We start from the raw sequence: 21479 nt of genomic DNA, 5'->3' as shown, positions 1-21479 counted from the left end.
CACCTTTTCACGAGGAATACCAGCTGCAACCAAATCTTCGATAAAAGTAGGATTAACCACAACCAAGTGTTCCATACGGTCATAAAAAGAAAACACATAGCGCTTAACAATCCCTTTTAGAAAGAATGGAATCTTCAAACTACCTTCTAAGGTATCAGGTAGGAAGTGGACATAACCAATTCTACGACCTGAACGCTTCTTTTGAAAAGTTGACAGATAATAAGGAAGGTCGATTGTATGAAAATGAGTAACATCAGCTTCTACAGGAAGATTCTCCGTTACAATTAGTTGGTCTTTCGCATCACGTTTCAAAAGTTGCACAAGTTCACGGTAAGCTCCAGAAACACCTTGTCCTGCTACCTTTTCACTCGAACTTAGCATGTTGATGCGTAATTTCTCTTTTTCCATAGTAACCATTATACCATTTTCTTCAAATAAAATCAGCAAATAAAAAGAGAGATAGCATAAAAGCTGGGAATTCCTGGCGTCTACACTATTTCTCTTTTCATAATATACTTACTTGATACCTAAAGCGATACGAGCGTAACGACTCATTTTTTCAACTGTCCAAGCTGGATACCATACTAATTTGACTTCAACGTTAGTAACTTCTGGAACATCTGTCATAGCATCATAGATTTGGTCAGTTAAAAGATCTGCCAAGGGACAACCCATGGTTGTCAAGGTCATATCAATTTCAGTCTCACCTGTATCGCCATCAAAACGAATCTCGTAGATCAAGCCTAGATTGACAATATCAATCCCCAATTCAGGGTCAATCACTTCTTCTAGTGCTGTCAAAATTCGTGTTTTGATATTTTCGATTTGTTCTTCTGTGTAAGCCATCTTCACTCTCCCTCAACTTAATCTTCAATGAAATCACGAAGTGGTTTGCTTCGACTTGGCTGGCGAAGTTTTCTCAAAGCTTTTGCCTCAATCTGACGGATACGCTCACGAGTCACGTTGAAGACTTTACCAACATCTTCCAAGGTACGCATTTTCCCATCATCAAGACCAAAACGGAGACGCAAGACATTTTCTTCACGATCTGTAAGAGTATCCAAAACTTCATCCAATTGTTCGCGCAAAACGATACGAGTTGTATAGTCAACTGGATTTTCAATCACTTCGTCCTCGATAAAGTCACCAAGATGGCTATCGTCCTCTTCACCGATTGGTGTTTCAAGAGAAACCGGCTCTTGGGCAATCTTGAGGATTTCACGGACCTTGTCTGGTGTCATATCCATGCGTTCGGCGATTTGTTCAGGAGTTGGATCTTGTCCCAACTCTTGAAGAAGATTACGTTGTTCACGAACAAGCTTATTAATTGTTTCCACCATGTGAACTGGGATACGGATGGTACGAGCTTGGTCAGCAATGGCACGAGTAATGGCCTGACGAATCCACCAAGTCGCATAAGTTGAGAATTTGAACCCTTTAGAGTAGTCAAATTTATCAACGGCCTTCATCAAGCCCATGTTTCCTTCTTGAATCAGGTCAAGGAACTGCATTCCACGTCCAACATAACGTTTAGCGATAGAAACAACCAGACGAAGGTTAGCTTCTGCAAGGCGTTGTTTCGCTTCGATGTCACCTGCTTCAACAGCAAGGGCCAACTCTTTTTCCTCTTCATTTGTAAGCAGAGGCACAACCCCGATTTCTTTCAAATACATACGGACAGGGTCATTGACCTTAGCAGAGGTTGAACCAATCAAATCTTCATCAGTCAACTCTGGTTCTTCCTCAGTGCTCAAAACACGCGCACTTGGATTTCCTTCGTTGTCCGTAATTGAGATACCAGCATCTTGGATCCGTTGCAAAAGATTCTCAATTCCTTCCACATCTAAAGTGAAGGGAATTACGAGGGCGTTATTGATTTCATCATCAGTTGCTGTACCAGTTTTTTTATGATTGCGAATAAATTCCGCTACTTGGACGTCAAAGGTTGTTACTTCTTTTTGTTTTGTTGCCATTCTTACTCCATTCTTCTTTTTTGGGCAATTAAGCGTTCTAGCTCTTCTAATGCAGTGTCTGTATCACCGACATGGCTAGCTTCCTGAACTTTCTTTTTAATTTGCAGATTTTCCTGATTCAAAAGAGCTCTTTTTCGAGACTCTTCCACTTCGGCTAACTCGTGAGGGGACATCTCAGGTGGCAAATCTAAGGCTAGGACTTGATACCACGCACTCTCCACTTCTCTGGTCTGATGAGCCAAATCCTCAGATGAGATACTTCCATTATCAATCAAGAGTCCATACAAGGTCTGAAACTCTGGAGTTTCAAAGATAAAATCCTCTCTTAAGCGATAGTCATTAAGCACCAAGGGATGTTCCATCATTCGATAGAGGATATGGGCCTCTGCTCTCATCACTGCTGTCAGTTGCTTTGTGACAGACATGATGACAGGACTGGGACTATAGGTCTCCTTGACCTTCTCCTTTCTCTGTCTGACACGACTTTCATTGACAATATGTTCGACTTGCTGATAGTCAAAAGAGGGCAAGTGATCCGTCAAAATGTGAATGTAGGAATTCTGAGCTGTGATAGAGGGTTCCTTTGCGATTAAGGGGGCAATTTTCTCTATAAATTCAATCTGAGCTTGTAGATTTTCACTATTTTCAGGTCTGAAATGATGAATGTAAAACTCAACAGGACTAATGCGTGTATTGGTTAAGAGATAAGCTAAGTCTTGAGGAGAGTTTTTCTGCAAATATTCATCTGGATCCATTGCGTCAGGAATCTGGACGACTTGGACAGGTATATCTTTAAGCTCATCCAAGGCTTTAGCCGTCGCAGCTTGCCCAGCCTTATCTCCGTCATAGGTGACGATCACTTTTTTGGTAAAGCGTTTCAGATGCTCCACATGTTCACTCGTCAGTGCGGTACCCATAGAAGCAACTGCATTTTCAATACCAGCACGATATGCCGCAATGACATCCATAAATCCTTCCATCAGGTAGATTTCAGGAGCCTTGCCTGATCCTTTTTTTACCCTCTCCAAATGATATAATTCGTAACTTTTGTTAAAAATTGCCGTCGCTCGACTATTTTTATACTTTCCAGTTTGAGAATCAGTCTCTTGCCATACACGACCAGAAAAGGCAATCACCTTTCCTTGATCATTTGAAAGAGGAAACATAATGCGATTATGAAAGGTATCAAAGAATTGGTTACTCTCAGATAGATAAAACAAACCCGAATCCAGCAAGTCCTTCTCACTATAATCATCTGCTAAACGTTGATAGAGATAAGAGCGTTCTGCTGGAGCCAAACCAATCATAAAATGCTTGAGAACATCATCTGTTAAGCCACGTTTATAGAGATAGTTTCTCGCCTCTTCACCCATCTTAGTCGTCATGAGAATGGCATGATAAAAACGAGCGGCTTTCTCATGCATATCGTAGAGATTTTGATGGGGCGACCTAGGCTGTACAGAACCTTGAACAGGCGCTGCCATCTGAATCCCAAGTCTCTCAGCTAATATCCTCACCGCATCCGCAAAGGTTACTTGCTGATACTCCTCGATAAACTTAAAAACATCTCCAGAACGACCACATCCAAAGCAGTGGTAAAACTGCTTATCTTCAACCACGTTAAAGGAAGGGGTCTTTTCACCATGAAAAGGACAGAGCCCTAAAAAGTTCCGTCCAGATTTTTGTAAAGAAATCACTTCTCCTATGATTTCGACAATATTGGTATTGTTTTTGATCTCTTCGATGAGTCTCTTGTCAACCATAGACAATACCTCCATTTTATCACAGTTTACTCTAACTAGTATAGCTTATTTCTGAAAAAAAGTAAACTATTTCATACACTTTACATGAGACTATTTCATAAAACTAGCTAGTCACTTTCTCCACTTTTACATCATTTTCAGATACAATATCCACTAAAAAATGCGTCGACATTAATTTGTAGTGATGGAGTTTTTTATTCACTACATCTGCAGAAGCGACCAAGTCACCAAATTCTGCATTCTCGACTTCATAGATATAGTTGGTCAGATAATGTGGTCTGTTCTTTGCTAATCCTTGCTCCCAGTAACTATCTATTAATTCTAAACTTTCGTAGACTGAACGGAAAGCCCAAACTTTTGTAAAGGTAAATTTAAATTTTTCTGAATCTTCCAAGTAGGCAATTAAAGTATCCCCATCTATATTTATCTCAATACCATAGTCACCAAAAGGGATGAAGCCCGATTTAATTTCCGTCCATTTTTCCATATCATTTCTCCAAGTTCTATTTTCTGATAATTGTGCTACAGCGGTGTACATATTTAATTAGCAAATTTTCTAGTATTGACTGATACTTAAATCAGAATTTGCAGACACAAGAATCTCCACTACACTATCTTGAGTTATGATTATATAATGTTGTGAATACAGAGCTCCTGCACTACCATAGGCTGTATATCCGAGTTTATTCACTAATTGACTATTTTTGACTTCATAAATGATATTTTGAAAATTATTTTTTTCAAATTTTTTAAACATCTCTTTATCCAGAATTGCAGATAAATACAATTCCCTGCTAAAGAATCGTGCTTCATCATAGCAAAAACATGATAATTTAAAACGGTTCTGTTCTCCAATCAGTCTAATTTCTTGCTCATCTGCTAAATTTGTCAACAAGACCTTTAATCTATACTTATCTACAGGAATCAAACCTTTAAAGACTTCTACCCATTCTTCATTTTTAGTTTCTAGCTCTGATGTCATATATACCTTCATTATTCTATTTTACGTTTTAAACCTCTAATTTTCATCTATTTCATTTGATACTTCAATCAGTAAATCTTGAAGTTCCTCTAAATCAAGATATAAGTTTCTAACACCTACAAGTAACTGAGAAAAGGCTTGTCTATCTAATTGACGATTCTCACTTAATGACTCAACAATCCAAGAATTTCCCTTCTCTATCCATTTTAAATGAAGGGGTAAATAATCATTTAAAATATCATCTATATTTTCTAAATTAGTAGAAGATATCTTGTTAGAGGTTTGACTATCATTTATTAAAGATAAACTTTTACCAATTTTTTTCAACTCTGTTTCTATCGTCACTTTAATCTCCTCCCTTATGAGCCAAGCTCCAAGCCTCCAAATCATCCAAAGACTTCATGCTATAGTCTAAATGAAGGCCTTGTTCCTCAGCAAACTCCCTAGTAAAATAGTCCATCTTAAATCCAATCTGAAAAATCCATTCCTGAAAATCTTCTTGTGTGTATGCCATGTTTTTATCTCCTTACTCCTCTATCAAAGTTTAAGATTCTTAGATTGATTATATTATAAAGGAAAAAAGACGAAAAGAGAAATATAAATAATATTTTAAAACAACAAAAAAACTTAGAAGTAAAAATTCCACCTCTAAGTTTTTTATATTAATTATTTAAAATCAATTACTCAAACAACTGATAGTAATCTGAAATCTTCATCTTGGCTTTTTCATCCTTATTCAAATCTTGGATGATTCGTCCTTCTTTCATAACAATGAGGCGATTTCCATACTTGAGAGCATCTTCCATATGGTGAGTAATCATCAAAGCTGTTAGATGGTCCTTGTTGATAAAGTCATTTGTCAATTCCATCAAGGCGACACTTGTTTTAGGGTCAAGAGCAGCTGTGTGTTCATCCAGTAAAAGGAGCTCTGGACGTTTCAAGGTTGCCATCAATAGACTCAAGGCCTGTCTTTGTCCACCTGACAAGAATTCAATCGGTGTATCCAAGTGTTTTTCTAGCCCATTTCCGACTTTCTCAATGGTTGCTTGAAATTCTTCCTTGTAAGCTGAGAGTCTTCTCGGAAAAAGTCCACGTTTTTCACCACGGAACTTTGCAATCAATAGATTTTCTGCAACTGTCATACGAGGGGCAGTTCCCATCTTAGGATCCTGAAAGACACGAGAAAGGTACTTAGCGCGTTTTTCAGGACTAAAACGAGTCACATCCTCACCCATAATACGAATAGTCCCACTAGTCAAGGGCAAAGTTCCTGCAATGCTATTAAAGAGGGTTGATTTCCCTGCACCATTTCCACCCAAGATTGTGATGAAGTCATGTTCATAAATATCAAGTGAAACATCGTTTAGAATAATCTTTTCTTCGTCAAAGCCATTTGTCACAATTTTTGTGGCATTTTTTAATTCTACAATTGATGTCATTTGCTTAACTTGACTCCTTTCAAGTATTTATCCTTAAGAGTTGGAATGACTAGACAAGTTGCTAGGATAAGGGCACTGTATAGACGGAGGTAGCTAGTATTAAAGCCAAGAGCAATGACTCCCCATACCAAGAATTGATAGCTGATGGAACCAACTACAATAGTAACCAAGCGTTCTGCTAAGGTAAGACTCTTAAAGAGAACCTCACCGATAATCAAGCTAGCAAGTCCAACTACGATAACCCCGATACCACGAGAAACATCTGCGTAACCTTCTTGTTGAGCGATAAGAGCGCCAGCAAGGGCGATCACACCATTTGACAAAACCAAGCCCATCAACTCCATACGTCCAGTATTGATACCAAAACTACGAGCCATATCTGGATTATCTCCTGTTGCGATATAAGCTTGTCCCAATTTAGTATCTAGGAAGAAAAGCATGAGAAGGATAACCAAAGTCACAAAGATTATACCTGTCAGTAATTGATTAACCTCTGATGAAAATGGAAGAACATCCTGGATTTGTTTTGTTCCTAAGAGCCCAAGGTTAGCTCGTCCCATAATCATGAGCATGATAGAATGACAAGAAGTCATGACTAAAATTCCTGATAAAAGAGTTGGAATTTTCCCTTTGGTATATAATAACCCCGCTGCTAAACCAGCAAGACACCCTGCCCCTATAGCCGCTAAAGTAGCAAGAAAAGGATTAACCCCTTGGGTAATGAGAGTCACTGCTACCGCTCCTCCCAATGGGAAAGAGCCCTCCGTTGTCATATCTGGGAAGTTCAAGATTCGAAAGGTCATAAAGATTCCCAAGCCCAGGATAGCCCAGACCAATCCCTGTGAAATAATTGATATTAGCATGTTTGATTCATTTCCTTTATTCTAAAAATTGGAGGAGATGTCTCCAACTCCTCCTTCATTCTTATTCGATTACTTGGCCAGCTTCTTTGAGAACTGATTCAGGAATAGTGATTCCAAGTTCTTGAGCAACTTTTTTATTGATCACTGATTTACCAGTTGAGAAGACATTGACTGGTGTATCTGCAGGTTTTTCACCCTTCAAAACTTTGGCAATCATTTTACCAGTAGCAACACCAAGATCGTGTTGGTCAACAACAACTGATGCCAAACCTCCAGCTTCTACCATGGCAGTCGCACTTGGGTAGATTGGTTTTTTAGCTGTTTGATTGCTTGAAACGACAGTTGAGAATGCAGATGCGATTGTGTTATCGATTGGAACCCAGATTGCATCTACTTTACCAGTCATAACGTTCACTGTTGAAGCAATTTCGTTCGTTGAAGGAACTGCGAATGTTTCGACTTTCAAACCAGCTTTTTCAGCGTATGCCTTGAATTCTTCAACTTGTGATTTTGAGTTATCTTCACTACTTGAGTAAAGAGCTCCAACTGTTTTCACATCAGGAGTCAATGTTTTGATCAATTCAACCTGTTGTTCAGCAGGGTTGTGGTCAGATACCCCTGTGATGTTCCCACCTGGTTTTTCCAAGTTTTGTACAAGGTTAGCACCAATTGGGTCTGTAATAGCTGCCATGATAACAGGAAGGTCTTTTGTTGCACTTGCAAGACCTTGAGCTGCTGGTGTTGCAATACCGACAACGACATCATTTCCATTTGCCACCAATTGTTTACTCATTGTCGCAACCTTACTTTGGTCACCTTCTGAGTTCATAAAGTCGATTTTGACTTGGTCACCTTTATAGCCTTCTTCAGCAAGTCCATCTTGGATACCTTGGTAGATCAAGTCAAGCGATGGGTGGCTTACAAACTGAAGAACACCAACCTTAGCAGTTTTATTAGCTGTCTCAGTTTTAGTTTCTTGTTTCGTTAAGCTAGAATATACTAAGCTTCCTCCAACTACAAGTGCTAATGCTACGATAATACCGAGTAGACGTTTGTTTTTCATAATTTTCTCCTTATTTCTTCTTAACTTATTATTTTTTTATTCAATCACTTATTCAAGCGACGCCATCGTTTGATTTCCATAATTTTTTCCTCCCCATAGAAAAAGTCCTCACACAAAAAACTTGTGTGAGGACGTCGATGCGCGGTGCCACCTCAATTATAGGAACTAGTCCTATCGCTCTTACTCGCTAAAACGAGTTGCACTATAAGGTGTGCTCACCGAATTCTTATGATTTCAAATTCTTAATAACATTCAGCCCAATTTTCATCACTTCCACCTATCTGTTTCCACCAACCACAGACTCTCTAAAAAATTTCAATGATTACTTTCTGAATGCTTAAATTATATCATTTTACTAAAACTTGTCAAGGGTTTTCATGAATTATTTTAAATATTAACAAAAATTCCTACGTTTTTTTATAAAATCTAACTTGTATCAGCCTGAATTACGTAATCCTGTAGCAATTCCGTTGATAGTTGTATGGATTAATCTTTCTTCATCTGAAGATAGCTCACCTCGACGTTGACGCTTAATTAATTCCAACTGAATATAGTTAAGGATATTGAAATAAGGCATGCGGTAGTTAAGACTGTCTTTCAAATAAGTATTTTCTGCCAAGAGCTCCTCATGGCCTTCAATAGCCAAGATAACGTCCTTAGTCAACTGCCATTCATCCAAGATAGTATAGTAGATTGCTTGTACTTCTTCACTTTCACAAAGTTTAGCGTACTCAAAGGCGATATTCATATTTGATTTAGATAATACCATATCTACGTTAGATAAGAGTGACTGGAAGAATGGCCAATTTTGATACATATCACGAAGATATTCGATATTTTTTGGATCTTGATCGATGAATTCTTTGAAGCTTGAACCCACTCCATACCAACCTGGGAACATAACACGACTTTGTGACCATGAGAATACCCAAGGAATCGCACGTAAACCACCAATTTCAGTGATTGTTTTACGAGCCGCTGGACGAGAACCGATATTGAAACTTGAGATAGCCTTGATTGGACTAGATTCAAAGAAATAATCATAAAAATGTTCATTTCCAAATACTAGCTCACGGTAGATATCGTAACTGCGTTCCACCACTTGATCCATGATAGCTTCATAGCGATTTGAAGTATTGGTATCACTCTTTTTCTTAGTGATCATACGGTTGATAGCCGCTGAAACCAACATTTCAAGGTTATAGTAGGCCGCATCCTTGTTCCCGTATTTATTTCCGATAACTTCACCTTGTTCAGTTAATCGAATACGATCTTTGATTGATTTGAGCGGTTGAGAAGCAATGGCATCATAAGTTGGTCCACCACCACGACCAACGGTACCACCACGACCATGGAAGAAGGTTACTTTGACTCCGAATTCATCACCAATAGCAGTCAATTGTTTTTGCGCCTTATAGAGTGTCCAACAAGATGAGAGGTAACCGCCATCCTTGTTACTGTCAGAGTAGCCAAGCATGATTTCTTGGTAGTTGTTTTTAGAAGCAATCCATTTCTTAGCAAGTGGTAGAGAGAAATATTTTCTCATCGTTTCTTCAGAATGGTCCAAGTCCTCAATTGTTTCAAAGAGAGGAACAATCTGAACACGGGCTTTTTCAGCATCTACAAGACCTACTTCTTTGAGCATGATGGCTAATTCTAACATATCAGACACGCTAGTTGCATGAGAGATGATTGTTTGACGAATGACATCTTCTCCCAAACGGTCTTTTAATTCACGCGCAGTTTGGAAAATTGCTAATTCCTTTTCAAGAAGTTCAGACTTCTCAGCATGAGTCGCTGACAAGATTCGAGGATCTTCTAATAATTCATGCAATAGCAAGTCACATTTTTCATCTTCTGATAAATCACTATAATGGTCATTGATTCCAGCAGATGCCAACAATTCTGCTACACAGGCTTCGTGGACGCTTGAATCTTGACGCATGTCGATGGAAGCCAAGAAGAAACCAAATACTTCTACAGCTTCTAAAAGTTCTGCAAATTCACCTGTGAGTAAGGACTCTGCCTTGTTTTCAAGTAATGAATTCTTAATAGTATATAGATCTTTTTTGAACTCTTCAACTGTTTCGTAAAATGGTGGACGATCTTCAGCCAGTTCTTGAATAGCTCCTGAAAGTCGATTGCTAATATAGTCTGTAATCACTCCTTGTTGATGTCCTTGAGTACCTAGAAGGCGTTCAACAGGATGACGTTCATCAGCTGACGAGCCAACAACAGACCATTCTTTTAAATTCAAGAGTGTTTGAATCAATTTGGATTGAATCAAATGAAAGGCGCGACGATAGGGTTCTTTCTCACGAAAGACTGATGTATCTCCAGACTGAGCAGCCATTTCTTCAACAGCTTTACTAGTTTTTGATAAATTAGTCGAGAGAGAGAAGGTACGATAGAGACTAGAAATCTTGCTAATATAATAGTTCAAGATCACTTCACTTTGGATAGTAGCAGAACGCATAAGTGTTTCAGCTGTTACAAATGGATTTCCATCACGGTCTCCACCGATCCACATTCCCATAGTAATTGGTTTGGCTTGTTTAAGATCAATACCTTGTTCTTTTGCTAGACGCTTGTACTCTAACATCAAGTTAGGGACAGCCTGTAGGAAGGAACTATTGTAGTACTCCATCACATTGGTGATTTCGTTGGTTACTTTTAGTTTCTTCTCACGAATCATATCTGTCTGCATGATAATCTCAATATAGCGACGAAGATCATTATGCCATTTTTCTTTGTTGATGAGTCCCATTCTCACGTCACGATATTTACGCAAAAGGGTATGGATATGAGTGGTCAAATCCAACATACTCTTACGTTGAACCTGAGTTGGATGGGCCGTCAAAACTGGTACCACGTTCAAGTGTTCAAGAATCTCAGCAGCGTTTTCTTTTTCAGCCACCATTTTGATCGTTGTTGACAATTTACCCAGATAGTCTTGATCGACATTATTTAGATGGTTAATCTCATAAGCCAAGTCAACATCTTCTGAGATGTTAATTAAAAGAGGCAAAATAGAGAAGTATCTAGAAATGTAGACCATCTCATCATTTGAAAGACCTGTTACTACTTTATCTAGCCCTTGATAGTCAAGTTTTGACGAAAGTTCCTTCAAGTGCATAATCTTATCAAAGGTTTCAGCAGGAAGCATATTTTTTGTGATATCTTCCAGCATATCTGTCAAGATTTGAACTTCTTCTTGTACGACCGTTTTGTTACTATAATTTTCTAACTTTTGAAGAGACATTTTTTTCTCCTTGTTATCTATGTCTTAAAGCTGTGCGTCGTATTCACTAAAAAGTCGCGCACGCTTCTCACTGGCATCAATATTTAATACAAATGCTATGGCTACAGAAAGAACCAAGAGACTATTCCCCCCTTGCGAAAGGAAAGGGAAGGTTACCCCTGTTGAAGGAATCAAGCCTGAAATACCTCCAATGTTAACAAAAACCTGTATTAGAATCATACCACCAATACCGATTGCTACCATTGAGTTGAAAGGATCCCTTGCTCGAATACCTACCAAAATGATTCGTAGAATTAAGAAGAATAGGAGAGCGAGAATAAGACTTGCTCCTACAAATCCAAACTCTTCGATGACAATCGAAAAGACAAAGTCTGTATGGGCTTCTGGCAGATACCCTCGTTTTTCAATAGAATTTCCTAATCCCAGACCAAACCATCCTCCATTAACCATGGCATAGTAGGAATTGGCCAACTGGTGTCCAGCTCCAGCCAAGTCATTAAATGGGTTGAAAAAAGCACTGAACCGCTTGGCAACATAACCAAATACGGGAATTTTAGAGAATTTCTCAACACCGATTATCCGAATGGCTGTTAAGGAAATCATAGAGACACCAGCTAGTAAGCCCAGAATAGTTGTGAACCACCGATAAGCTATTCCACTGATAGTATACATGAGCAAGGATACCAAAATCAAAATGGTAGCATTCCCAAGGTCTGGGAAAATCGCCAAACTACCAATCATAACCAGTAGAACAAAACGCCAATCATTAAAGGCTCGAGGAAGCCACTGATTAAGGGTTAAAACTTGGAAGTCGTAAACAGCTATCTCATCCTGTTGTTTCGAAAAACGTTGTGCTAGATACCAGACAATAATAATTTTCAAATACTCTGCTGGTTGAATCGTGATGGGACCAACCTTAATCCAGCCATAGGCACCGTTGACAGGAATCCCAATTAAACGCGCTAGTGCTAGCAGTATCAGCTCAACAAACATGACAATAAAGAGTAGTCGCTCATTTCGCAGAAATCCTAATTTTAATTTATAAATCAAGGCAATTAAAAACAAACTGGCTATCCAGAAAATTCCTTGGTTTCGAACCAGTTGTAAGGTGCTTTTCCCCTCTTGGATAAGAGTTGCACTCGTTGTCGAATAAACTACTATCAATCCTAAAACGGATAACAGTAAATAAGGAATCAAAATGGAATAATTCAGCAGGTGCCTTTTACTTATTTTCATATGTCACCTATCTTTCGGAAAAATATTTTAATTTTCCCATATTATTTCTAGTTTTACATGCTATTATACCATTTTTTAGCCTAGAAAAAAACTCTTACAGTATAAACATTCGAATTTTACTCAAAACGGACTCTGAACAAGAATGTCTTGGGTGCTCCCTTATCCGACCTATCGATTGTTTTTAGTTACTAGGACTTATAAAACTATAATCTTGATATTTTATAAAGTTAAAAACTACCTTCCAGACAGAGGAAGGTAGTTCATTACTATCTTAGTTTGAGGCGCTACTGCTGCTGTCAGAAGTTGTTTCGCCTTTGATGTATTGTGTAAAGATATTTTGGAAGGCCGGATCTTTAACTTTAATGTTGGCATCTTGCAATTCTTTACTAATAACACCTTGAACAAAGGTTGCATCATTTTGTTTTTGAGTCAAAATGATTGTTTTAAGTTTTTCTTTATAATCATCCAAGTTAGAAGATTTTTCTGATTTCTTCGTCAACTTAACAATGTAGAAACTACTTGTATAAGCTTGAGTTCCTGGAGCAGTGATAACATCTGAAATTCCGTTGACATCAAGCGCAAAAGCGGCTTTCTTAACTACGTCTGGTAATTCTGTTGATGCAGAGTCAAAGGTGATTTCTCCACCATTTTCTTTAGTCTTTTCATCTGTAGAATTGTCTTTTGCAAGTTGTGCAAAGTCAGCTCCAGACTCTTTTGCTTTGGCGAGAACTTCCTTAGCCTTATCTTCACTGTCAAGTTTAATAATTTGAGCCGTTACTTCTGGAGTATACTCTTCAAAAGCTTTTTTGTAGTTTTCATCTGTTAATTCAGCTTCTGCGGCTTTCTTAACAGCATACTCAACTAATTTACTTGTACGAATTTGAGCTTTACGGCTTTCTGCAGTCATACCTGAACGGGCGAGAATTGTTTGATAGCTATCACCGTATTTCTTTTGTTCTTCTGCTACTGCATCATCTACTTCTTTATCACTTACTTCTGAACCATATTGTTTTTCAAAAACTTTTTGAATGGTCATATTCAGCAAGACTTGTTGAGCAGTCGCATTATTTTTGACTTCTTCAAAGAATTGATGCTCAGTAATAACATCGCCTTTCATGCTAATCAAGTCAGTTCCTTCAGAACTGTTTGAACAAGCAGCCAAAGTGGCTACTGACAACAATGTGATGGCTCCTGCCATTAGTTTTTTCTTCATGTTTACTCCTTTTGTTCACTAAATAAAGGTTTACCTTATCTATTTTACCAAATTGTCTTAAAAATATCTGAAATCAATCAATATCAGGCAGTTCTACTTCTGCTTGATTCTTTCTTAGCATGAGAATCCCATCTCCAAGTGGAACCAAGCTAGCGGTTAAGCCAGGATTGTCTAAGGTTGCATCAAATAGTCTTTGCAAGCCACGATAAATCGTCCGTTGTCCACGTCGAACTTCCATAATATCCCTCGCAATATCTCCTCCTTGGAAAATATCATCCAAGACAACGACTCCACCTACTTCGAGGTGTTTGAGGATTTCTGGTAGAAAGACGATGTATTTGGACTTGGCAGAATCCATAAATACAAAATCATAGGTCTCAGTCAACGTTGACAGGACATCTACCGCATCACCTTCTAAGAGAGTGATTTGTTTGTGGCTATCAAATTTTGCAAAATTTTCTTTGGCAAAACCAATCATCTCAGGATTTCGGTCAATAGTGGTGATTTTTGACTTAGGTGAATGCTCTGCCATCAAAAGGGCAGAAAAGCCAATAGCCGTCCCGATTTCTAAAATGTTTTTTGGTTGAATGGTTTCCATAAGGAAACGAAAATAAGCGACGGTTTCATGAGGAATGATAGGAATATTCTCCTTGCGAGCAAAGTTTTCTAGCTCTTTTAGGGAACCCGTCACCTGCTTTTGTCTGTGGCGCATGAACTCGACAATCTCATGCTTGACAACAGGACGTCGCATGTTATGATTGGCATTTTTACTATAAGACTTTACCATCTGCCTTATGCCAATCCTAATTTTTCAACAAGGGCTTCAAACTCATCCAAACGGCGTTCAAAGACTGCAAAGGCATCGTTGAGGTAATCTTCTTTTTCCATGTCAACGCCCGCTTTACGCATGATATTGAGTGGATAGTCTGACTTCCCTGCTTTGAGGTAGTCAATATAGCGATCACGATCCTCTTGGCTACCATGAACAATCTTTTCAGCCAAGGCTGAAGCTGCAGCAAAACCTGTTGAATATTGATATACATAATAGTTATAGTAGAAATGAGGAATTCGAGCCCACTCATACTGGATTTGAGGATTATCTTCCTTGCTCAAGCCATAATATTCTTGGTTCAAGTCAGCATAGAGATTGTTTAGGAACTCACTTGTCAAGACTTCACCATTTTGATCGGCTTGGTGGATAGCATGTTCAAATTCAGCAAATTGAGTTTGGCGGAATACTGTTCCACGGAAACCATCCAAGAAATTGTTGAGAATGGCAAAGCGTGTTGCGTCATCTTGAACTTCTTGTAATAATTTTTCTGTCAGGATGTTTTCATTAGTTGTTGAAGCAATTTCTGCCAAGAAGATTGAGTAATCTCCGTATACATAAGGTTGTGTTTCACGCGTATAGCTTGAATGCATACTGTGACCTGTCTCATGGACAAGAGTAAAGAGATTATCGAGGTTATCCTGCCAGTTAAGGAGCATGAAGGCATTTGTATCGTATGATCCACCTGAATATGCACCTGAACGCTTGCCTTGATTTTCATACACATCAATCCAACGTTCGCTGAAGGCACGTTTAACTCGGCTCATGTAATCCTCACCAAGAACTGCCAAAGCTTCTTCTGCCTTCTTCAAGGCTTCCTCATAAGTAAAGCTGTATTCCACTGAAGACAATGGTGTATAGACATCGTACATTTTGAGGTCTGGAATACCAAGGATTTTTGAGCGAAGAGCCAGATAACGATGCAAGAGTGGCAAATGCTTACGAACAGCAGATACTAGATTATCATAAACACTTTCTGGCACAAAGTTTGCTGCAAGAGCTGCTTCACGCGCACTCTTATAGTTTCGAACTTTTGCACGGTAGTTTTGCACTTTAACATTGGTCTGCAAGGTTTTAGCGTAAGTGTGCTGGTATTGCTCATAAGTAGCATAGAGGGCTTCATAAGCTCCACGACGAACCTCACGATTTTTAGATTCTACCAAGCGCATATAAACGCCGTGTGACAATTGAACTTCATTTCCATCTTCATCTTTAACAAATGGAAAGACGATATCTGCATTATCTAAAATAGCAAAGGTTTCACTAGCAGCACCGAAGATTTCACCAGCACCTGCAAGCAACTCTTCTTCACGTTGTGAAAGGACATGGTCCTTATTTTGCAATAGTTTATCAAAGAAGTGTTTATAAGGCTGGAGTTTTGGTTCTTCTTCCAAAAAGTTTTGATACTGATCTTCTGTTATAGCCATAAATTCAGGCTCATAGAAAGAGAAGACTTGATCAAGTTGACTATAAAGAGCCATGGCTTTTGCATAGTATTCTTGATATTTAGCTACTCGTGTATCCTGGTCGTTTTTCATGTGTGCATAGACATAAAGTTTTTCAAGGCGACGACTCAAGTCCAGATAACGCTCTGTAATATCAAGAAGGCTTTCTGCACTATCCAAGAGATGGCCCTCAAGACTAGCTGCTTGTTTTGTATCTTCCGTTAAAAGGGCAAGTTCTTCTTCCCATTTTTGGTCTGTTTCAAAGATCGTTGATAGATCCCATGTATCTTTTTCATTGATTTCATTTCGTTGTAATACCATAAGTTTCCTCCATCCTTTCTATTTTACCATATTTTTTAAGAAATATTGCTGATAAAAGGCAGGTGGATAGAGCTTTTGTAACTCAGTTTGAGGATTTTTTTGATAATAAATTCGAAAATTACGATAATAATCACTAATATCCTGTTTTATTTGACAAAAAGATCCGTTTTCTATCGGCCTTACTTGAGGATACCAGTCCTGATTCTTCAGATTCAAAAGGTTCTCCCCTCTCAAGTAGGCCTTGGCTTGTTGCTTCATCCAATAGGGATTTTGATAGTAGAGTTGTTTTTGAATGTAACGACAAATGTTTTTATCTTGTTCAACCGAAAAAGTGATAAGATTTTGTTGCTGATAAGGAGTCCGTAATATTTCTAGAAGATTTCCTTTGTCATAAGAAAATTCCTTGATTTGATAATGGAGTTTCCCTTTCAAATCTTGGTGAAGTAGGTACTTAAGTCTCAAAACTTGTCTTTTATGGTCTAACTCCCAAAGATAAAAACCCATGTTATTACTAAAGTAAAGAAAATCTCTCTGAAGTTGAGTTAGTCGCTCTTTAATCCATAGTTTTTCTCCAAGTAACCACAAAACTTGAATCCCGAGACTTCGATAACCATTGCTTCTCTCCCTTAAAAGTTCACAAGAAATGGGACTACACTGAATTTCTAGAGCTAGTTGCTTATTGATAAAGATATCTGCGATTTGCTTCAGTTCAGGTATGGGATATTCCATTTCAACCTCATCATTCTCCTTAGCCCAATAAAACAGTCTTTTCTTGTTTTCCAGATGCTCTGGTCCTTCATTTTCATGGAAAAAATCACATTTTTTGAGACTTTCATGCGCAAAATGCCTTCTCACATTTTTTCCTTTTCTCATGCGGACACTTGTTCCACAAGCTGGACAATAATAAGCTTGTTTGACTAGTTCATCCTCCAAGGCATTGACTAGGTGCCCATTTTCATCTCTAGCTAAAAACATAAAACCTCCTTTTCTACTTTATTCGAAAAGGATAAGAAAAAGGCTGAGAAAACCAGCCTTTCCATTATATTTTGAGGATAATCCTTTAACCCAGCTCATATTTTATGCTTTTTGATCTGTTTTTGTAACATGGGAATCAGATTTGAAATTTGATCTTGTTTAATCACCAACACACCATACTCTTGACAACGATGATTATATACGGGATTGATTTTGCCAGAGCAAACAATTAATTTCAAACAAGTTTCACCAGCAAAATGATTGGCATATACCTCTAATTCATTAATAGCTTCCACAGACAAGTCTGTCATTTTACAAGATATAAAAATAATGGATTGACCTTTACGGAGGACAACATCAATTTCATTTTGTACATTATCAACTTCAGGGAAAATACCATTCCAGTCAATTTCTGCCCCTATCATACATTCATCAAAGTACTCTGACTCTATCGCTAAAAGATAGAGATATAATTCTAAAATGTGACCTTTTGTGCGACAGAGTAATTGTGCCTCAGGGCTAGAAAAAGTGTAACTAATATGATCGGAACTTTCCTCATCAATATGAATCAAGTTAGCTTCTGTTAGTAGAGGAATCATAGATTCTGGATAAGGGTACTTTTTACCGTTACTTTCCAAAACTCTTGCTGTTTCAGCGTGAAAATCAGTTGTTTTTGCTAATGCAAAGAATTGAGTGATTTGATACCATTCTTCTGGGTTTAAAATTGCATAGTTTGCTAGTTTTTTGATGGCAGTAATTTGTTTCGGACTGTATTTAGGTTGTTTCGATTTGATGAGTTTACCACCCCTTAAGGCCATCAACTGTTCAATGGTTAGGTTAGGAATCACTAACTCTTCCTTCTCCACTTTACCCATTTTCCATTTAAATTGTTTTCCTTGCTCAATATCTATTGCAATAATCGGTAATTGCTTTTCCAAACCATATTGATACAGGAAAATAGCTAATATCGAATCTCCTCCAAAAACATCTAAGGTCACTGAATCATAGTTAGTCAAGAAAAGATTCAAATCATCCGTAATCTTATCTAGACTTATTTGCCTAAAATGCACTTGCTTTACATGGGAAACTTGATCCAACAAAAAATGTTTCAAGGCCAGTCTTTCATCTTCTGTAATTTTTTTCAGGGAGAGAAATAAAACCTCATCACAATCACAAATAAAAGTCTGATAAACATTTTTCTCGATAGTGTGATGATCAAAAAGTTCGACTAAAAGACTAGGCATATCGCTACCTCTCTATTAAAAATTTGCTAGTTGTATGGAAAATTTAAAATTACTTAGAATAAACTTCATAGAAATATGGGTTAAGAGATTGTCTTTAGTATTTTCTACACATCTAGTATAGCATAATTCAGTTGATTGGCCCTCAAGTCTTTATATAAAAAAACGAATAGAAATGGATAGCTATTCGTTTTAAGATTTTTATTTTACTTTTTTAGCCAACATGGTTGCAAAGCGTAGTTGGATACGATTGCCATTTTCATCACGACGGTGGAGATGACCAGGGTTTTCATTGTACTTCACTAACTCCCAATCCTTGTAGTAATTGGCCAATTCTCCCTCTTTAAAGGTGAATGGGAAGTTCACTGAGCAAGGATAATCCTCCGTGTCCATGGCACAAACGATAAGATTGTAGCCACCGATAGAGGTTTGTTCTTGCATGTTTTGGATAATAGCAGGAATACGTTCTGCTTGTAAAAACATGAGCACAACCGTTGATACGATAAAATCGTAAGTTTGGCCTATGCTAGCTGAATTGATGTCGTAGAGACCAACAGGCATTTCTAAATCTTCTTGCTCCACAATGCTTTGCAAGATTTCAAGGGATAACTCATTTTGGTCCACTGCTGTGACATCGAATCCATGTTGAGCGAGAAAGAGGGCGTTTCTTCCTTGACCACATCCTAGGTCTAGTGCCTTACATGGCTTTACCGTCTGCATAGCTTCTAAAACCTCCGAATGAACTGGATTGGTATTGTATTTCTTTGGGAAATAATCCTCTGGTTTACAATAAAATTCCAGATACCATTCTACATCATCTGTGACAGCTTCCACTCTGTGCCAAGCTTGAGGTTGCGCCATAGGATTATCAGCACCTGCTTCAAAGAGGTTCTCAGCTATAACTTCCCCCTCCTCAGTCAATTCAATAAACTTAAGAGCCCCTTTTAATACGGTAATCTTGCCCCAGGTTCCGACCTTAGTATTGTGTTTTCTTTGAACAGCCTCTGGCATGGTGTTTTTATTCCAGACAGGCATCCGTTTGTAGGCAACTAGTTTTTCCATATTCTTCACTCTTTCTATCGATGGTTAACTGCTTTCATAACACGCGCGATATCGCGATCTTGCTCACGACGTTTGATTGACTCACGTTTATCGTAGTCATGTTTTCCTTTAGCAAGCCCTAAAAGAAGCTTGGCATATCCATCTTTGATGTAGACTTTAAGTGGAACCAGCGTCATCCCTGTTCCTTTTGTTTCCTGCTCTAACTTCTGGATTTGCTTTTTATGAAGGAGAAGTTTACGACGACGTTCTGGTTCCTGATTCCAGATATTGCCTTCCTCATAAGGAGCGATATGGACATTGCTCAGCCAAACTTCCCCATTCTTAACCTGAGCAAACCCATCTTTCAGATTGATGCGGGCTGCTCGAACACTCTTGATTTCTGTACCAGTTAGAACCATTCCTGCTTCTAGCGTATCTACGATAGTATAGTCGTGGTGCGCTTTTTTATTTTGCGCGACGACCTTTCCCTCGCCCTTTGCCATGCTTAGCTCCTTTCTTTGCTACTTCTTTGTAAAAAGGTTTCTTGCTTTTTTTCTTTTTGTCCTTCGAAGAATGCTTACGCTTATCATTTGAGCGGCTAGTTTTTCTCTTGTCTTCTTTCTTATCCGAACGACGACCTCTATCCTTGCGGCCAAACGGTTTCAACCCCTTCTCAATGACATCAAATTCGCTTGGAATAAAGCTGAAATCAATCTCGCCAGTCATCTTATCGGCTCTTTCGACACGAATGCGTATCTGTTGTCCCACACGGAAGGTTGTCCCTGATTTCTCCCCACGAAGAGTCAAATCACGTTCGTTAAAATGATAGAACTCAGGTAAATTAGTAATGTGAATCAAGCCTTCGACTGTATTTGGCAATTCAACAAAAAGACCAAACTTGACGATACTTGAAACGACTGCATCATACTCTTCACCCACAAACTCTTCCATGTATTCAGCTTTTTTCATGGCTTCAACTTCACGCTCTGCCTCAATAGCTCTGCGCTCACGATTTGAAGACTGGGTCGCAATCTCTGGAATGACCTGTTCAAAATGTTCTGCTATTTCCTTGGAACGTCCATAGTCACGAATCATTCGGTGAACCAAGAGGTCCGGATAACGGCGGATCGGACTGGTAAAGTGGGTATAATATTCCGCTGCCAGGCCAAAGTGCCCATGGTTATGCTCAGAATAACGAGCCTGTTGCATAGAACGCAGAAGCATCATAGAGAGAACATCCGCATAAGGCTCACCTTCAACAGCACTCATGATGTCTTGAAGTGCTTCCTGACTAATCTCACTGGCAGTCCCATAAATTCTCAAACCAAAACTTGAAGCGTAATCAATAAATTTCTGAACTTTTTCTGCTTTAGGTTCCTCATGGATACGATAGATAAAAGGTAGGTTCAGCTTGCTAAAATGCTCTGCAACTGTTTCGTTTGCCATCAACATAAAGGACTCAATCATACGTTCTGCAGTTCCACGATGACGAAGAACAATATCTACTGGTTTCCCTTGCTTGTCAACCAAGATTTTAGCTTCATTGGTATCAAAATTGAGAGCTCCACGCTTAATCCGCATACCTTCAAGAATTTCATGAAGCTTGGCCATAAGTTCGATACTTGGAACAATTTTCTTATATTCTTGTCTCTTCTCCTCATCGCCTGCTAGGATATCATTCACATCACTATAGGTCATACGGAAACTTGTCTTGATAACTGTCTGCGTAATAGTATAATTACGAACCCGACCATTTTTATCAATTTCCATAATAGCCGATTGGGTTAAACGATCTACTTGAGGATTAAGAGAACAGATGCCATTTGAAAGGCG

General features: G+C 38.5%; 20 protein-coding genes, 1 pseudogene and 1 other annotated feature. All 21 genes and pseudogenes read right to left on the bottom strand.

Annotated features, from left to right (window positions below; genetic code table 11):
* A pseudogene (locus SINDD18_RS11210) lies at positions 1 to 408 on the bottom strand (glycosyltransferase); the annotation flags it as partial.
* A gap of 108 nt (positions 409 to 516) precedes the next feature.
* Positions 517 to 846: a metal-sulfur cluster assembly factor gene (locus SINDD18_RS02750; RefSeq protein WP_000331926.1), complete on the bottom strand. Its 330-nt coding sequence runs from the start codon at positions 844 to 846 to the stop codon at positions 517 to 519.
* A gap of 17 nt (positions 847 to 863) precedes the next feature.
* Positions 864 to 1973: an RNA polymerase sigma factor RpoD gene (gene rpoD, locus SINDD18_RS02745; RefSeq protein WP_000201894.1), complete on the bottom strand. Its 1110-nt coding sequence runs from the start codon at positions 1971 to 1973 to the stop codon at positions 864 to 866.
* Positions 1974 to 1975: 2 nt separating this feature from the next.
* Complete coding sequence (dnaG, locus tag SINDD18_RS02740; RefSeq protein WP_061862992.1) at positions 1976 to 3736, bottom strand: DNA primase; 1761 nt, start codon at positions 3734 to 3736, stop codon at positions 1976 to 1978.
* 103 nt (positions 3737 to 3839) lie between these two features.
* Entirely contained in the window at positions 3840 to 4223 is a 384-nt protein-coding gene (locus tag SINDD18_RS02735; protein WP_061862991.1) for a hypothetical protein, read from the bottom strand.
* 69 nt (positions 4224 to 4292) lie between these two features.
* Complete coding sequence (locus SINDD18_RS02730; RefSeq protein ID WP_061862990.1) at positions 4293 to 4718, bottom strand: hypothetical protein; 426 nt, start codon at positions 4716 to 4718, stop codon at positions 4293 to 4295.
* Positions 4719 to 4754: 36 nt separating this feature from the next.
* Positions 4755 to 5063 (bottom strand): hypothetical protein, encoded by a 309-nt coding sequence (locus SINDD18_RS02725; RefSeq protein WP_061862989.1) that lies wholly within the window; start codon positions 5061 to 5063, stop codon positions 4755 to 4757.
* Position 5064: 1 nt separating this feature from the next.
* Positions 5065 to 5232, bottom strand: a complete 168-nt coding sequence (locus tag SINDD18_RS10955; protein WP_193750825.1) for a hypothetical protein — start codon at positions 5230 to 5232, stop codon at positions 5065 to 5067.
* A 166-nt stretch (positions 5233 to 5398) separates the two neighbouring features.
* Entirely contained in the window at positions 5399 to 6157 is a 759-nt protein-coding gene (locus SINDD18_RS02720) for an ABC transporter ATP-binding protein (RefSeq protein ID WP_061862988.1), read from the bottom strand.
* On the bottom strand, positions 6154 to 7020 hold the full coding sequence (locus tag SINDD18_RS02715) for an ABC transporter permease (RefSeq protein WP_061862987.1): 867 nt from the start codon (positions 7018 to 7020) through the stop codon (positions 6154 to 6156). Before SINDD18_RS02715 ends, SINDD18_RS02720 begins: the two co-directional genes overlap by 4 nt.
* Before the next feature lie 61 nt (positions 7021 to 7081).
* Entirely contained in the window at positions 7082 to 8083 is a 1002-nt protein-coding gene (gene trpX / locus SINDD18_RS02710) for a tryptophan ABC transporter substrate-binding protein (protein WP_000792189.1), read from the bottom strand.
* A 124-nt stretch (positions 8084 to 8207) separates the two neighbouring features.
* Positions 8208 to 8424 (bottom strand) — a binding site (T-box leader).
* Positions 8425 to 8519: 95 nt separating this feature from the next.
* Entirely contained in the window at positions 8520 to 11345 is a 2826-nt protein-coding gene (ppc, locus tag SINDD18_RS02705; RefSeq protein ID WP_061862986.1) for a phosphoenolpyruvate carboxylase, read from the bottom strand.
* Between the two features lie 24 nt (positions 11346 to 11369).
* On the bottom strand, positions 11370 to 12581 hold the full coding sequence (gene ftsW, locus SINDD18_RS02700) for a cell division peptidoglycan polymerase FtsW (RefSeq protein ID WP_061862985.1): 1212 nt from the start codon (positions 12579 to 12581) through the stop codon (positions 11370 to 11372).
* 271 nt (positions 12582 to 12852) lie between these two features.
* The gene (prsA, locus tag SINDD18_RS02695; protein ID WP_045763302.1) at positions 12853 to 13794 is read right to left on the bottom strand and encodes a peptidylprolyl isomerase PrsA; all 942 of its coding nucleotides are present in this window, start codon (positions 13792 to 13794) and stop codon (positions 12853 to 12855) included.
* 73 nt (positions 13795 to 13867) lie between these two features.
* Positions 13868 to 14581, bottom strand: a complete 714-nt coding sequence (locus tag SINDD18_RS02690; protein ID WP_081108239.1) for an O-methyltransferase — start codon at positions 14579 to 14581, stop codon at positions 13868 to 13870.
* 5 nt (positions 14582 to 14586) lie between these two features.
* Positions 14587 to 16389 (bottom strand): oligoendopeptidase F, encoded by a 1803-nt coding sequence (pepF, locus tag SINDD18_RS02685; RefSeq protein ID WP_049525833.1) that lies wholly within the window; start codon positions 16387 to 16389, stop codon positions 14587 to 14589.
* Between the two features lie 18 nt (positions 16390 to 16407).
* On the bottom strand, positions 16408 to 17364 hold the full coding sequence (locus SINDD18_RS02680) for a competence protein CoiA (RefSeq protein ID WP_061862984.1): 957 nt from the start codon (positions 17362 to 17364) through the stop codon (positions 16408 to 16410).
* Between the two features lie 95 nt (positions 17365 to 17459).
* A complete protein-coding gene (locus SINDD18_RS02675) occupies positions 17460 to 18608 on the bottom strand; it encodes a DUF1887 family protein (protein ID WP_061862983.1) in 1149 nt (382 codons plus the stop codon).
* Positions 18609 to 18806: 198 nt separating this feature from the next.
* A complete protein-coding gene (gene tehB / locus SINDD18_RS02670; protein WP_061862982.1) occupies positions 18807 to 19667 on the bottom strand; it encodes an SAM-dependent methyltransferase TehB in 861 nt (286 codons plus the stop codon).
* Positions 19668 to 19681: 14 nt separating this feature from the next.
* Positions 19682 to 20149 (bottom strand): SsrA-binding protein SmpB, encoded by a 468-nt coding sequence (gene smpB, locus SINDD18_RS02665; RefSeq protein WP_001051741.1) that lies wholly within the window; start codon positions 20147 to 20149, stop codon positions 19682 to 19684.
* The coding region (locus SINDD18_RS11205) for a ribonuclease R family protein (RefSeq protein ID WP_241497313.1) at positions 20112 to 21479 on the bottom strand (1368 nt) is incomplete at its 5' end. The genes SINDD18_RS11205 and smpB, both read right to left, overlap by 38 nt.

The organism is Streptococcus infantis (assembly GCF_001579645.1).
Classification (GTDB): Bacteria; Bacillota; Bacilli; order Lactobacillales; family Streptococcaceae; genus Streptococcus; species Streptococcus infantis_E.
The sequence above is the reverse complement of the archived record's forward strand: the minus strand, read 5'-3'. Positions and strand labels throughout refer to the sequence as shown.

Bases quoted from the DNA above. Each gene is read 5' to 3' on its own strand.
- SINDD18_RS02750 (WP_000331926.1), bottom strand. From the start codon at position 846: ATGGCTTACACAGAAGAACAAATCGAAAATATCAAAACACGAATTTTG.
- rpoD (WP_000201894.1), bottom strand. From the start codon at position 1,973: ATGGCAACAAAACAAAAAGAAGTAACAACCTTTGACGTCCAAGTAGCG.
- dnaG (WP_061862992.1), bottom strand. From the start codon at position 3,736: ATGGTTGACAAGAGACTCATCGAAGAGATCAAAAACAATACCAATATT.
- SINDD18_RS02735 (WP_061862991.1), bottom strand. From the start codon at position 4,223: ATGGAAAAATGGACGGAAATTAAATCGGGCTTCATCCCTTTTGGTGAC.
- SINDD18_RS02730 (WP_061862990.1), bottom strand. From the start codon at position 4,718: ATGACATCAGAGCTAGAAACTAAAAATGAAGAATGGGTAGAAGTCTTT.
- SINDD18_RS10955 (WP_193750825.1), bottom strand. From the start codon at position 5,232: ATGGCATACACACAAGAAGATTTTCAGGAATGGATTTTTCAGATTGGA.
- SINDD18_RS02720 (WP_061862988.1), bottom strand. From the start codon at position 6,157: ATGACATCAATTGTAGAATTAAAAAATGCCACAAAAATTGTGACAAAT.
- SINDD18_RS02715 (WP_061862987.1), bottom strand. From the start codon at position 7,020: ATGCTAATATCAATTATTTCACAGGGATTGGTCTGGGCTATCCTGGGC.
- trpX (WP_000792189.1), bottom strand. From the start codon at position 8,083: ATGAAAAACAAACGTCTACTCGGTATTATCGTAGCATTAGCACTTGTA.
- ppc (WP_061862986.1), bottom strand. From the start codon at position 11,345: ATGTCTCTTCAAAAGTTAGAAAATTATAGTAACAAAACGGTCGTACAA.
- ftsW (WP_061862985.1), bottom strand. From the start codon at position 12,581: ATGAAAATAAGTAAAAGGCACCTGCTGAATTATTCCATTTTGATTCCT.
- prsA (WP_045763302.1), bottom strand. From the start codon at position 13,794: ATGAAGAAAAAACTAATGGCAGGAGCCATCACATTGTTGTCAGTAGCC.
- SINDD18_RS02690 (WP_081108239.1), bottom strand. From the start codon at position 14,581: ATGGTAAAGTCTTATAGTAAAAATGCCAATCATAACATGCGACGTCCT.
- pepF (WP_049525833.1), bottom strand. From the start codon at position 16,389: ATGGTATTACAACGAAATGAAATCAATGAAAAAGATACATGGGATCTA.
- SINDD18_RS02680 (WP_061862984.1), bottom strand. From the start codon at position 17,364: ATGTTTTTAGCTAGAGATGAAAATGGGCACCTAGTCAATGCCTTGGAG.
- SINDD18_RS02675 (WP_061862983.1), bottom strand. From the start codon at position 18,608: ATGCCTAGTCTTTTAGTCGAACTTTTTGATCATCACACTATCGAGAAA.
- tehB (WP_061862982.1), bottom strand. From the start codon at position 19,667: ATGGAAAAACTAGTTGCCTACAAACGGATGCCTGTCTGGAATAAAAAC.
- smpB (WP_001051741.1), bottom strand. From the start codon at position 20,149: ATGGCAAAGGGCGAGGGAAAGGTCGTCGCGCAAAATAAAAAAGCGCAC.